This is a genomic window from Pararhodobacter sp. (assembly GCF_034676075.1).
Lineage (GTDB): Bacteria > Pseudomonadota > Alphaproteobacteria > Rhodobacterales > Rhodobacteraceae > Pararhodobacter.
Genome location: NZ_JAUCCQ010000004.1, coordinates 24,178 through 37,052 on the forward strand (window position 1 = coordinate 24,178; position 12,875 = coordinate 37,052).

Here is a 12,875-nt window from a genome sequence, read left to right on the forward strand (position 1 = left end):
AAACGGGTCGGGGAGCGCCCCGGCCGCAACGGAGGGTACGAGTGCAGACGTTCACAACCAGGCTCGAGGGCGTGATCCGGGTGGTGCCGCGGCGCTTTGGCGATCATCGCGGGTTCTTTGCCCAGACCTATACGCGCCGCGATTATGCCGCGGCCGGGATCGACACCGATTTCGTGCAGGACAACCATTCGCTGTCGGCGCAGGTCGGCACGGTGCGCGGGCTGCATTTTCAGGCGCCGCCCTCGGCGCAGGGCAAGCTGGTGCGCTGCGGTCGCGGCGCGATCTTTGATGTGGCGGTCGATATCCGCAAGGGCAGCCCGACCTTCGGCCAATGGGTCGGGTTTGAGCTGTCGGCCGAGAATGGCGCGCAGCTCTACGTGCCGCCGGGCTTCGCGCATGGCTTCATGACGCTGCAGCCTGACAGCGAGATCGTCTACAAATGCACCGATTATTACGCGCCCGAGACCGAGGGCGCGGTCCGCTGGGACGATCCCGCCATCGGTATCGACTGGCCGCTGCAGGGCGAGGCGGTGCTGAGCGCCAAGGATGCCGTGGCGCCGTTGCTGGCGGATCTGGACAGCCCCTTTGTCTGGAAGGGTGAGGCATGAAACTCCTGATCACTGGCGGCGCCGGATTCATCGGCTCGGCCGTGGTGCGGCTGGCGATTGCCCGCGGGCATGAGGTGGTGAACCTCGACGCGCTGACCTACGCCGCCTGCCTCGACAACGTGGCCTCGGTGGCGGACAACCCGCGCTATGCCTTCGAGCGGATCGACATCCGCGACCGGGCGGCGGTCGAGGGCTGTTTCGCCCGCCACCGCCCCGATGCGGTGATGCATCTGGCAGCGGAATCGCATGTCGACCGCTCCATCGACGGGCCCGCCGATTTCATCGAAACCAATATCGTCGGCACCTTCACGATGCTGGAGGCCGCGCGCGGCTATTGGCTGCGCGAGGGGCGGCCCGACGGCTTCCGCTTTCACCATATCTCGACCGACGAGGTGTTCGGCTCGCTGCCCGCCGACCCTTCGGTGAAGTTTACCGAAGACACCGCCTATGACCCGCGCAGCCCCTATTCGGCCTCGAAAGCCGGCTCCGACCATCTGGTCCGCGCCTGGCACGAGACCTATGGCCTGCCGGTGGTCCTGACCAATTGTTCCAACAATTACGGGCCGTTCCACTTCCCCGAAAAGCTGATCCCGGTGATCATCCTGAACGCGCTGGCCGGAAAGCCGCTGCCGATTTACGGCGACGGCTCGAACGTGCGCGACTGGCTTTATGTCGAGGATCACGCCGACGCGCTGCTTCTGGTGCTGGAGCGCGGGCAGAATGGGCGCAGCTACAACATCGGCGGCGAGAACGAGCGCAGCAATCTGGAACTGGTGCGCACGATCTGCGGCATTCTCGACCGGCTGGTGCCGCGCGAGGCGGGCGCCTATGCCGATCTGATCACCTTCGTCACCGACCGCCCCGGCCATGACGCGCGCTATGCCATCGACCCGTCGCGGATCCGGCAGGAACTCGGCTGGCGGCCCTCGGTCACGGTCGAGGAGGGGCTGGAGCGCACCGTTTGCTGGTATCTGGACAACGAAAGCTGGTGGCGCCCGCTGCTGGAGCGTCGCGGCGTCGGGCAGCGGCTGGGGAAGGGGGACAAGGCATGAGCGTGCTGGTCTTCGGCAAGACCGGGCAGGTGGCCACGGAATTGCGGCGGCATCCCGGTGTCGTGGCGCTGGGACGGGACGCGGCGGATCTGTCCGACCCCGAGGCCTGCGCCGCGGCGATCCGGGCGCATCGGCCCCGGGCGGTGATCAACGCCGCCGCCTATACCGCCGTCGATCGCGCCGAAAGTGACGAGGCGCAGGCCTTCCGCGTCAATGCCGAGGCCCCCGCCGCCATGGCCCGCGAATGCGCGGCGCTGGGCGTGCCCTTTGTCACAATCTCCACCGACTACGTCTTCGACGGGACGGGGACAGAGCCCTTCGCCCCCGGAGCCCCGACCGGGCCGCTCGGCGTCTATGGAAGCAGCAAGCTGGCGGGCGAGGAGGCGGTGCGGGCCGCAGGCGGCGCGCAGGCGATCCTGCGGACCTCGTGGGTCTTTTCCGCCCATGGCGCGAATTTCGTGAAGACCATGCTGCGGCTGTCCGAGACCCGCGACAGCCTCACCGTGGTCGCCGACCAGATCGGCGGGCCGACCCCCGCCCGGGCCATCGCCGAGGCCTGCCTGACCATCGCCGCGCGTCTGGGCCGCGATCCGGGCGCCAGCGGCACCTATCACTTCTCGGGCGCGCCGGACGTCAGCTGGGCCGATTTCGCGCGCGAGATCTTTGCCCGGGCGGGGCGAACCACCAAAGTCACCCCGATCCCCACGACCGATTACCCGACCCCCGCGCGTCGGCCCCAGAACTCGCGGCTCGATTGCCGGACGACCGAAGCGGTCTTCGGCATTGCCCGGCCCGATTGGCGCCTAGCCCTCACGCAGACATTGACAGAGCTGGACATCCCGACATGACCGACCGCAAAGGCATCATTCTGGCCGGGGGCTCCGGCACCAGGCTTTACCCGATCACCACGGCCGTCTCGAAGCAGCTGCTGCCGATCTACGACAAGCCGATGATCTATTACCCGCTGACCGTGCTGATGCTGGCCGGGATCCGCGAGATTCTGGTCATCACTACGCCGCACGATCAGGACCAGTTCCGCCGCACGCTGGGCGATGGCAGCCAATGGGGCATTTCGCTCAGCTACGTCACCCAGCCCAGCCCCGACGGGCTGGCGCAGGCCTTCATCCTGGCCGAGGAGTTTCTGGACGGCGCCCCCTCGGCGATGATCCTGGGCGACAACATCTTCTTCGGCCACGGCCTGCCCGAGGCCCTGCGCGAGGCCGGGCAGTCGGAGAATGGCGCCTCGGTCTTCGGCTACCGGGTGTCGGACCCCGAACGCTATGGTGTCGTCGATTTCGCCCCGGACGGCACGGTGCGCGGGATCATCGAGAAACCGCAGGTGCCGCCGTCCAGCTATGCCGTGACCGGGCTCTATTTCGTCGATGGCACGGCGCCGGCCCGGGCCCGCGCCGTCACCCCCTCGGCCCGGGGCGAACTGGAGATCACCACGCTCTTGGAAAGCTATCTGGCCGATGGCGCGCTCAGGGTGCAGCGGATGGGGCGGGGCTATGCCTGGCTCGATACCGGCACGCATGACTCGCTCTTGGACGCGGGGAATTTCGTCCGCACCCTGACCAACCGGCAGGGCCAGCAGGTGGGCTCCCCCGACGAGGTCGCCTACGAGATGGGCTGGATCACCAAGGCCCATCTGCGCGAGCGTGCGCGCCAGTTCGGCAAGAACGAATACGGCGCCTATCTGGCGGGTCTGGCCGCGGATTGATCCGCGGCCGGGCCTTGCTCACTGGGCCAGCGCGCGGGCGATGACAAGGCGCTGGATGTCGCTGGTGCCTTCGTAGATCTGGCAGACCCGGACGTCGCGCCAGATGCGTTCGACCGGGAAATCGCGGGTATAGCCGTAGCCGCCGAAGGTCTGGATCGCCGCCGAGGCGACGCGTTCCGCCATCTCGGAGGCAAAGAGCTTGGCCATCGAGGCGGCTTCCAGCGCGGGCTGGCCTGCGTCCTTCAGCGCCGCCGCGTGCAGGACCATCTGGCGCCCGGCCTCGACCTGGGTCGCCATATCGGCCAGACGGAAGGCGACGGCCTGGTGGTCCATCAACTTCTTGCCCATGCTTTCGCGCTCCATCGCATAGGCAACCGCGGCCTCCAGCGCGGCGCGGGCCATGCCCACGGATTGCGCGCCGATGCCGATGCGCCCGCCTTCGAGGTTCGAGAGCGCGATGCGGTAGCCCTGCCCCTCGTCACCCAGCAGCGCCTCGGCCGGGAGTTCGAGGTTCTCGAGCGCGATCTGGGCGGTGTCGGACAGGTGCTGGCCGATCTTCTTCTCGATGGAGGCGACGCGCCAGCCGGGGGTCCTGGTCGGCACGATGAAGGCCGAGATGCCCTTCTTGCCCGCCGCCGGATCGGTCACGGCAAAGACGATGGCGACATCGGCGTTCTTGCCCGAGGTGATGAATTGCTTGGTGCCGTTCAGCACCCAGCCGGTGTTGGTGCGCGTGGCCCGGGTCTTCAGCGCCGAGGCGTCGGAACCCGCCTGCGGTTCGGTCAGGCAGAAGGCGCCCAGCCAGCCGCCCGCCGCCATCGGGCGGAGGTATTCCTCCTTCTGCGCCTCGGTGCCGTAGCGCAGGATCGGCACGCAGCCGACCGAATTATGCACCGACATGACCGTGGACAGCGCGCCGTTGCCCGCGGCGATTTCCTCCAGCGCGCAGGCATAGGCGACGCTGTCGGTCATCGCGCCGCCCCATTCTTCGGGCACCAGCATGCCCATCAGGCCCAGCGCGCCCATCTCGGCGACCACCTCGCGCGGGAAATGGGCTTTTTCGTCCCATTCGGCGGCATTCGGTGCCAGCCGTTCCGAGGCAAAGCGCCGCGCCATGTCGCGCACCATTCTCTGGTCTTCGGTCAGGATCATCGCGGGGCCCTCCTTTGCATCGGCTCGACCACGCCTCGCCGGTAATTTCCCTCCTGACTGGTAACCACGGGGGGCCGCGGTAATCAACGGTCTCGGGTGCCCGGCAGATCGGCCCCTGTCGACGCCGCGGTCAGGATGGCGGCGTGGCTGGCCGGTGCCCGCTCGTTTTCTGCGATGTCAGGATTACAACTTTCTGCGTGGTCCGGGGACAGATTCGGCCGAAGAACTGGTACAATCCCGAGGATGTTGTGGTTGGGAAGCGCGCCACGCGGCAGGGGATCATGAGGCAGCCGGACGGGCAGACGAAAAAATGCCTGACAACCGGGGCTGTGGGGACGTTGACCTGACGCGCTTTCGGCATCCCGGCGCTGTCCCTCCCCCGACCGATCTGGCCGGGGAGGGGTTTGGCGAGGATGCCGATGCGCTGCGAGCCGAACCGGAACAGGCGCCGGGCCAGATCTAGTTGGCGTTCCCGGCGCTGCCGAAGGCGTTCCAGCCGCCGTCCACGCCCAGAAGCGTGCCGTTGATGTAGCTGGCGGCGGGGGAGGCGATGAAGGCCACGGCCTCGGCGATATCCTCGGGGCGGCCCAGATCGCCCATCGGGATTCGGGCGCGGATGGCGGCCGCGTCGATCCGCGCCGCCTCTTCCAGCGCCGCCACGCCGGGCGTGCGGATATAGCCGGGCGCGACGGTGGCGATGCGCAGGCCCTTCGGCCCCAATTCGGCGGCGAGGCAGCGGGTCAGGATGTCGATCCCGGCTTTCGAGGCGCCATAGGCGTGGCGCGGCGCCATCGGCACCAGCCCGGCGATGGAGCCGATGTTGACGATCACCCCCCGGCCCGGCGCCATGCGCGGGATCGCGGCCTTGGCGCAGGCGAAGGCGCCGGTGAGATTGACCTCCAGCGTGCGGTCGAGGTCGGCGAAATCCTGGTCCAGCGCCGGTTTGAAACTGTCGGCGATGGCCGCGTTGTTGACCAGAACGTCCAGCGTGCCGATCTGTGCGAAGGCCGCCGCCACCGCCGCCTCGTCCGTCACGTCGCAGGGGAGGGCGGTGGCTTGCGGGCCCAGCGCGGCCGCCCGGGCGGCCAGCGCCTCGGCGTTGCGGTCGAGCAGGAACACCTGATCGCCTGCCGCCACGAAATGCGCAGCCATCGCCGCACCGATGCCGTCCGCAGCGCCGGTGATGACCACGCGGCGGGGGCCGGGGGCGGCCTCGGGGCGGGCGAGTTCGTCAGCGGGGACTTCGGTGGCGGGCGGATGCGCCTCGCCCGGCTGGTTGAAGGACATCCACCCGCCGTCGACACCCAGGATCGTGCCGGTCACATAGCGCGCGCGGTCCGAGGCGAGGAAACCGATGGCCGAGGCCATCTCGTCGGCACGGGCGAGCCTGCCCATCGGGATGCGGCGGCGCACGGCGGTGAGGTCGGCCTTGCCCGCCGCCTCCAGCGCCGCGACCATCGGCGTGCGGACATAGCCGGGCGCGATGGCGTTGACGCGGATGCCGCGCCCGGCCCATTCGCAGGCGAGCGATCGGGTCATCGAGATCAGCGCGGCCTTCGACGCGGCATAGGCGTTGCGGGTCGGGTTGCCCAGGACGCCCGCCAGCGAGGCGGTGTTGACGATGACGCCGCCCGCGCCCATGCGCCGCGCGGCCTCCCGCGCCATGACGAAGGGGCCGTTGACGTTGGTCCTGAGGGTCAGGCGGAAATGGGCGAGGTCGGTATCGACCGTCGGCGCCATGGTCGGGCCGATGGCGGCGTTGTTGACCAGCACATCAACCTTTTCCCCCAGCACGTCGAGCTGCCGCCAGAGGGACAGGATCTGTTCCTCGTCCGACTGGTCGCATTCAAGGCCGAGGACGCCTTGCAGCGCGGTGACGCCGCTGCCGGGCAGGTCGACGGCGATGATACGGCTGTCGGGGCCGCCGAGTTCGGCGATCAGGGCGCGGCCGATGCCGCCCGCGGCGCCGGTAATCAGGCAGGTGCGGCTCATGGTGTCACTCCGTTCCGAGGCGGCGGAAGAACCCGTCGCGATAGAGCAGGCTCGCCCCCGGGGCGGTGCCGAGGTCGATGACGCGGCCGAGGAAAACCCAATGGCTGCCCTGTTCGAACGCCGCCTCGACGGCGCAGTCGAACCGGCTCACGGCGCGGTCCAGAACCGGCGCGCCGCTGGCGCCGGTGGACCAGAGCGCGGGCGCGAAGGCCTCGCGCTCCTCGCCCGGATGCGAGGAAAAGCGCCGGGCGATCTCGGCCTGTTCGTCGCTGAGGAAATTCACCGCGAAGCGCCCGGCCTCGCGGATCCGCTCGGCCGCGGTCTTATCGCCGCGGATGCAGACGACCAGCGTCGGCGGTTCGGTGGTGGCGGAGCAGATGGCGGTGACGGTCAGCCCCTCGGGCACACCGGCATGGGTCCAGGTCACGACCGCGACGGGCGAGACGACATGGCGCATCGCGTTCTTGTACTCATCGACCGAGACGGCGGCGGGGGTGGGGGCCTTCATGGGCATGTCCTGCGTTCAGGGCCGGGGCGCGATGTGATAGGCGGGATCGTCGGGGAAAGCGCCGCCGATCGGCTGGCGGGGGCCGAAGCGCTCGGCCTCGCTGCCCTCGGGCACCGGCTGATCCTCGGCCCAGTCATAGACCACGACCCGCTCAGCCACCCGCCATTCGCTGCCGCGCTTTTCGAACCGGTCGCAATAGCGGCCGATCAGCATGACCTGCCGCACCACGCCATCCGCGCCCGCGCCGCGCTGATGGGCGGTGAAATAGCTTTCCACCGCGGCGCCGGTCGGGCCGGTGAAGGTGATAAGGATGTTCGACACCACATGAATGTTGCGCGGCCCCGTCGCCCAGACCCGTTTTGCCCAGTCGATGAAGCCCTCGACCGGGCCGGAATAGGGGCCGTGCCGGTCGGTGGCATCGGGCCAGTAGGACGAGCGCAGCGCGGCTTCGTCGGCGCGGTCGATCCCGCGGCAATAGCGGTAGAGGCAATCGCGGATCGCCTCGCGGTCCATCAGTTCCTGCACCTGGGCGGCAAGGTCGGTCATTTGGCCTCCAGTTCGATCAGCGCATCCAGCGCGATGACGCCCTGTCCCTTGGGCAGGACGCGCACGGGGTTGAGGTCGATGCCGACCACGCCCTCGCGATGCGCGGCGGCAAAGCGCGACAGGTCCGAGAGGAGCTGCGCCAGCGCGTCGATATCAGCGGGCTCGGCCCCGCGCACGCCTTCGAGCAGCGCGTAGCCGCGGATTTCGCGCAGCATGCGGTGGGCTTCGGCCACGTCGAAGGGGGCGGCGCGGAAGGTCACGTCCTTCAGGACCTCGACGAAGATCCCGCCAAGGCCCGCCATCACCACCGGCCCCAGCACCGGGTCGCGGGTGACGCCGACGATGACTTCGACCCCGCCCGGGACCATCGGCGCGACCAGCACGCCCTCGATCCGGGCGCCGGGGGCCTTGGCCTGAGCGCGGGCGAGGATGTCGTCGGTCGCCTGCCGGACGGCGGCGGCATCCTTCAGGTTCACCGCCACGCCGCCGATCTCGGTCTTGTGGGCGATGTCGGGCGAGCAGATCTTGACGACGACCGGATAGCCCAGCGTTTCTGCCGCCTGCACCGCGGCGTCTGGGGTCGTGGCCAGATGTTCGGCGGGGAACTGGATGCCGGCTTGCTTCAGCAGCGCCTTGGCGCTGGCTTCGGAGAGGGGGCCTGCGGGCAGGGACAAGGGTTCCATCGGTGCCGGGGCCGAGGCGGGGCGGGCAAAGGCACGCCGGAACCGCGCCAGCGCCCCCAGCGCATGGGCCAGCGCCGAGCCGTCCTCATAGACCAGGAAGCCATCGGCCTCGTAGCTGCGCTGGGCCTCGACCGGGGCGGACATGGTGAGGGCGCGGATGCTGTCCTCATGCCCTGCCAATGCCTCCATCAGCGCCTTGCGGAGGGGATCGGCATAGGTCTTGGACCCCGGGCCGGTGCCGAGGATGGCGGTGAAGGCGTCATAGCCGCCGCGTTCCATCATGGTGCGCACACAGGCTTTCAACACGTTCAGGTCGCTGACGGCCTGCGCCGTGGCATCGACCGGGTTGCGGGGCGAGGCATAGGGCAGGAGGTCCAGCAGTTCCTTCTGCGCGTCCTCCGGCATGGGCGCCACGTCGAGGCCCGCGGCCTCCAGATCGTCGGCCAGCTGGATGCCGAACCCGCCCGACATGGTGAAGATCCCGACCCGGTCACCGGCGGGAAACCGCCCCGAGGCGGCGGCATAGGCCACGTCGATCTGTTCGGCGGTGGTCGCGGCGCGGTGGACGCCGTATTGGCGCAGCACCGCGTCGAACACGCCATCCGAGCCTGCCAAAGCTGCGGTATGCGAGGCGGCGGCGGCGGCGCCCACGGCAGAGCGGCCGGTCTTCATGAAGACGATGGGCTTGTGCAGTTGCCGGGCGGTTTCCAGCGCCTCGATGAACAGGTCGCGGTCGCGCACGCCCTCGGCATAGGCCATGACGACGCGGGTATCCGGTTGGCGGACCATATGGATCAGCGCCTCGGCCACGTCGATATCGGCCTCGTTCCCGGTGGTGATCCACTGGCTGATGCCGAGGCCCCGGGCGCGGGCAAGATGGGCGATATGCGCACCGTAAGCCCCCGATTGCGAGACGATGCCGACCGGGCCGGGGGCGATCATCTCTCGGTCGAGGATCACGCTGAAGGTGCCGTAATAGCCGAGCGCGGGGTTGAAGACGCCGAGGCAATTGGGCCCCAGCAGCCGCATCCCGGCCTCGCGCGCGGTGGCGGTGAGGCGGGCTTGCAGCGCCTCGCCCTCGTGCCCGGTTTCGGCGAAGCCGGCCGAGAAGATCACCGCCGAGCGCACGCCCTTGGCCGCGCATTCCTCGACCGCTTGCAGGGTCGCGGCGGCGGGCAGGGCGAGGATGGCGGTATCCGGCACCTCGGGCAGGGCGGTGACCGAGGGATAGGCGGGCAGGCCCTGCACCGTTTCGCGCTTGGGGTTCACCGGCAGCACGCGGCCCTTGAACCCGGCCTCGCGCAGGTAGCGCAGCGGACGCCCGCCGATCCGCGAGGCATCGTCCGAGGCACCGACCAGCGCCACGCTGGCGGGGGCGAAGAGGGCGTCGAAAGCGTCACGCATCGGCTTTTCCTCCAGCGGAAAGGCGCATCCGGGGCTCGGCCAGACCCTTCACGCCCAGCCCGTCGACGGCAAAGAGGTATCCGCCCTGCGGATGGCGGGAAATCGCGCGGCCCGAGCCGCTGTCCTTGATCGAGGTGACATAGAGCGTGGCCAGATCCGGCCCGCCGAAGGCCAGGCAGCTGGGCATGTCGGTGGGGGCGGGCAGCAGGCGCTCCAGCTTGCCCGAGGGGGCGAAGCAGGCGATCTTGCCGACATTGACCAGTGCCACCCAGACCTGCCCCTCGGCATCAACGGTGGCGCCATCGGGGCCCGAGTTGAATTGCTGGGTATCGGCAAAGACCCGGGGGCGGGCCAGTTCGCCGTTCTCGTAATCATAGGCCCGCACGAAACGGTCCAGACTGTCCGAGAAATACATCGTCCGCCCGTCGGGGCTGAAACACAGCGAGTTCGAGATGCGGATGCCATTGGCCAGAACCTCGGCCTGGCCGGTGCCGTCGACGCGGACGAGTTCGCCCACCGGCTCGGCGAAGATGCCCATGCCGCCGCAGACGAAGCGACCCTGGCGGTCGACCTTGCCGTCGTTGAAGCGCATGCGCTCGTTCTTGGGTGGCACATGCAGGGGGGCGAGGGTGCCGCTGTCGGGATCGACCAGATAGATCCCGTCAAACAGGCCCGCGACCAGCCGCCCGTCCTCGCACAGGCCGATGGAGCCGATGATCGAGGGGGTGGCGATCTGCCCTTCGGCCCCGGTTGCGGGTTCGTGGAAGCGGATCACGCGCGAGACGCCATCCACCCAATAGAGCCGCTGGCGGCGGTCGTCCCACAGCGGGCTTTCGCCCAGAAGGTCGGGCGTCGAGCCGACGCGGGTTGCGACGATCTTGGCGTCGGAGGGTGAGGTCATCTCTGGTGTCCGCAAAAGGCAAAAAAGGGCGGCCGGGGCTGAGCCCGGCCGCCAGCGGGGAGGATTACTGCGTGAAGAGCGAGCAGCTGCTCTCTTCGCGGCTGCGCCAGGATTGGTCGGCCGGGATCAGGCCCAGCACGTTGTAGTAATCCCAGGGGCCGGTCGATTCGGCGGGCGATTTCACCTCAACCATGATCATCGGGTGCATGACGACGCCGTCCTCGCGGATCGAGACGTCATGCATCAGCGGATCGTTCACCGGCGTCGCGCGCATCTGGTCCATGACCGCCACACCCTCGTCCGAACCCAGCGCAGACAGCGCTTCGAGGTAGTGGTTGACCGCCGAATAGGTGACCAGCTGCGCTTCGTTCGGATAGCGGCCGTCGAAGGCGGCGTTGTAGCGCTCGGTCAGGGCGCGGCTCGCGTCGTCGTAGTTCCAGTAGGCCGCGGCCGAGAACACGAGGCCCTGCGTCGCTTCCAGACCGATGCCGTGGATGTTGTTGGTCAGGATGCCCAGCGGCGCCAGATGCTGACCGGCGGCGACGATGCCGAATTCCTCGGCCTGCTTGATGACGTTGGCAAGGTCGGCGCCCGCGTTGGCGATGCCGATGACCTGCGCGCCGCTGGCCTGCGCCTGCAGCAGTTGCGAGGAGAAGTCGGTGGCGCCCAAGGGGTGCAGGGTCGAGCCCAGAACCTCGCCGCCCGCGGCTTCGACGAAGCGGGTGGCATCGGCCTGCCAGGCATGGCCGAAGGTGTAGTCCACGGTGATGAAGTACCAGCGCAGGTTGCCCTGCTCGATCTGCGCATTCACCGAGCCGCGGGCCAGCGTATAGGTGTCATAGGCCCAGTTGGTGGTCATGGGCGAGCATTGGCTGTTGGTCGTCTCGGTCGTGGCGGTGCCGGCGATCAGATAGGGGCGCTCGTGCTGGCGCATCACGTCCTGCACGGCCAGCGCGATCGACGAGGCCGAGCAGCCGACGATGGCGTCGACGCCCTCTTCCTCGACCCAGCGGCGCGCGGTGGCCACGCCGATGTCGGGCTGGTTCTGGTCATCGGCGATCACCAGTTCGACCGGCACGCCGTTGATGGCGCCGCCGTGGTCATCGATGGCCAGCCGCGCCATGGTGACAGAGCCCGCGCCGCAATTGTCGGCATAGGGGCCGGATTGGTCGTTCATCACGCCGATCCGGATCACGCCGTCGGTGAAATCGGCCCAGGCGGGCGCGGCGGTGAGGGCGGTACAGGTCATCATCAGCGCCAGGGCGCCGGTCTTGGTCAGTGTCATGGTCTTCCTCCCTTGGGTTTGGCGGGGGCTCCTCTCCCCCGCCGGGTCAGTTCACGAAAAAGCGTAGGTGACGCCCCCATCCACGAACAGCATGTCGCCGGTGATGAAGGAGGCCTCGTCCGAGGCCAGGAACACGGCTGCATTGGCCATGTCCGCAGGTTGTCCCAGCCGCCCGATGGGCATGCGCTGGCGGCGGCGTTCCCAGCCGTCCTCGCTCACCACCATATTGGCGCCATCGGTCTGGGTGGGGCCGGGCGCGATGGCGGTAACGCGGATGTTGTCGGGGCCGAATTCGGCGGCGCCCGAGCGGGTCGCAGCGGCCACCGCGGCCTTGATGGCCGAGTACATGATGCCGTGTTTCATCGCCAGAACGGCCGAGGGCGAGGCGATGTTGACGATCACGCCACCGCCCGCCGCGCGCATCTGCGGCACCGCTGCCTGATAGCCCCAGATCACGCCCTTGAAGCCCACGTCGATCATGCGCGAGATCATCGGCTCGGTCTGCTCTTCCAGCGGGCCGTAGCGGTTGTACATCGCGTTGTTGACCAGAACCGTGATCGGCCCGAATGCGTGCTTCAGCTGCGCGGCCGCGGTGAAAACCTCTTCGCGGTCGGCCACATTGGCCTTGAGCGCCAGCGCCTCGCCGCCCGCGGCGCGGATGGCGTCGGCGCATTCCTCGGCAACCTCGAGCTTGAGGTCCAGCACGCCCACTTTCGCCCCTTCACGGGCATAGGCCTCGCTGATCGCGCGGCCGATCCCGCGTCCGCCGCCCGTCACCAGGGCGACCCGGTTGGCAAGTCTGCCTCCCATTGTCTTCGTCCTTTCCTCCCGATCCCGCGACCCGCCGCATGCCCCCTCCCCGAGGGTGCAGGCAACACGCGGCCGGGGCGCCGTGGCGCCCGTCCCGGTGGTCTTGCCTGCCGGATACGGCTGGTCTCTGGGTGTGAGGGAAGGATTGCACGCGTCCGTGCAGGCGGCTAGAAAATTCCGTCGGTGAAGTGGAGTTTCACACTTGTGAATTCCG

12 protein-coding genes are annotated in these 12,875 nt (G+C 68.9%); 4 read left to right on the forward strand and 8 right to left on the reverse strand.

From position 1 onward, the window contains the following. Nucleotides 1-41: 41 nt before the first annotated feature. The 4 genes from rfbC to rfbA are packed head-to-tail and all read left to right on the forward strand — an operon-like array spanning nt 42 to nt 3,380. A complete protein-coding gene (gene rfbC, locus VDQ18_RS02915) occupies nt 42-608 on the forward strand; it encodes a dTDP-4-dehydrorhamnose 3,5-epimerase (protein ID WP_323019516.1) in 567 nt (188 codons plus the stop codon). After that, complete coding sequence (gene rfbB, locus VDQ18_RS02920; protein WP_323019517.1) at nt 605-1,660, forward strand: dTDP-glucose 4,6-dehydratase; 1,056 nt, start codon at nt 605-607, stop codon at nt 1,658-1,660. Before rfbC ends, rfbB begins: the two co-directional genes overlap by 4 nt. After that, nucleotides 1,657-2,508 (forward strand): dTDP-4-dehydrorhamnose reductase, encoded by an 852-nt coding sequence (gene rfbD, locus VDQ18_RS02925; RefSeq protein ID WP_323019518.1) that lies wholly within the window; start codon nt 1,657-1,659, stop codon nt 2,506-2,508. The genes rfbB and rfbD overlap by 4 nt, the downstream gene beginning before the upstream one ends. Then, a complete protein-coding gene (rfbA, locus tag VDQ18_RS02930) occupies nt 2,505-3,380 on the forward strand; it encodes a glucose-1-phosphate thymidylyltransferase RfbA (protein WP_323019519.1) in 876 nt (291 codons plus the stop codon). The genes rfbD and rfbA overlap by 4 nt, the downstream gene beginning before the upstream one ends. Nucleotides 3,381-3,398: 18 nt before the next feature. On the opposite strand, the gene VDQ18_RS02935 is transcribed toward rfbA, so the two are convergent. The 8 genes from VDQ18_RS02935 to VDQ18_RS02970 form a co-directional block, all read right to left on the reverse strand. Continuing rightward, complete coding sequence (locus VDQ18_RS02935; protein ID WP_323019520.1) at nt 3,399-4,532, reverse strand: acyl-CoA dehydrogenase family protein; 1,134 nt, start codon at nt 4,530-4,532, stop codon at nt 3,399-3,401. A gap of 459 nt (nt 4,533-4,991) precedes the next feature. After that, nucleotides 4,992-6,524 carry an SDR family oxidoreductase gene (locus tag VDQ18_RS02940; RefSeq protein ID WP_323019521.1) on the reverse strand — a complete coding sequence of 511 codons (1,533 nt, stop codon included), beginning with the start codon at nt 6,522-6,524 and terminating at the stop codon, nt 4,992-4,994. A 4-nt stretch (nt 6,525-6,528) separates the two neighbouring features. Continuing rightward, on the reverse strand, nt 6,529-7,032 hold the full coding sequence (locus VDQ18_RS02945) for a flavin reductase family protein (protein WP_323019522.1): 504 nt from the start codon (nt 7,030-7,032) through the stop codon (nt 6,529-6,531). A 15-nt stretch (nt 7,033-7,047) separates the two neighbouring features. Then, nucleotides 7,048-7,578 (reverse strand): nuclear transport factor 2 family protein, encoded by a 531-nt coding sequence (locus VDQ18_RS02950; protein WP_323019523.1) that lies wholly within the window; start codon nt 7,576-7,578, stop codon nt 7,048-7,050. Then, nucleotides 7,575-9,665, reverse strand: coding sequence for an acetate--CoA ligase family protein (locus tag VDQ18_RS02955; protein ID WP_323019524.1), 2,091 nt, complete (start codon nt 9,663-9,665; stop codon nt 7,575-7,577). The genes VDQ18_RS02950 and VDQ18_RS02955 overlap by 4 nt, the downstream gene beginning before the upstream one ends. Continuing rightward, entirely contained in the window at nt 9,658-10,566 is a 909-nt protein-coding gene (locus tag VDQ18_RS02960) for an SMP-30/gluconolactonase/LRE family protein (RefSeq protein ID WP_323019525.1), read from the reverse strand. Before VDQ18_RS02960 ends, VDQ18_RS02955 begins: the two co-directional genes overlap by 8 nt. A 64-nt stretch (nt 10,567-10,630) precedes the next feature. Further along, a complete protein-coding gene (locus VDQ18_RS02965; protein WP_323019526.1) occupies nt 10,631-11,851 on the reverse strand; it encodes an ABC transporter substrate-binding protein in 1,221 nt (406 codons plus the stop codon). A 51-nt stretch (nt 11,852-11,902) separates the two neighbouring features. Then, nucleotides 11,903-12,661 (reverse strand): SDR family NAD(P)-dependent oxidoreductase, encoded by a 759-nt coding sequence (locus VDQ18_RS02970; RefSeq protein ID WP_107753886.1) that lies wholly within the window; start codon nt 12,659-12,661, stop codon nt 11,903-11,905. Between the last annotated feature and the right edge of the window lie 214 nt (nt 12,662-12,875).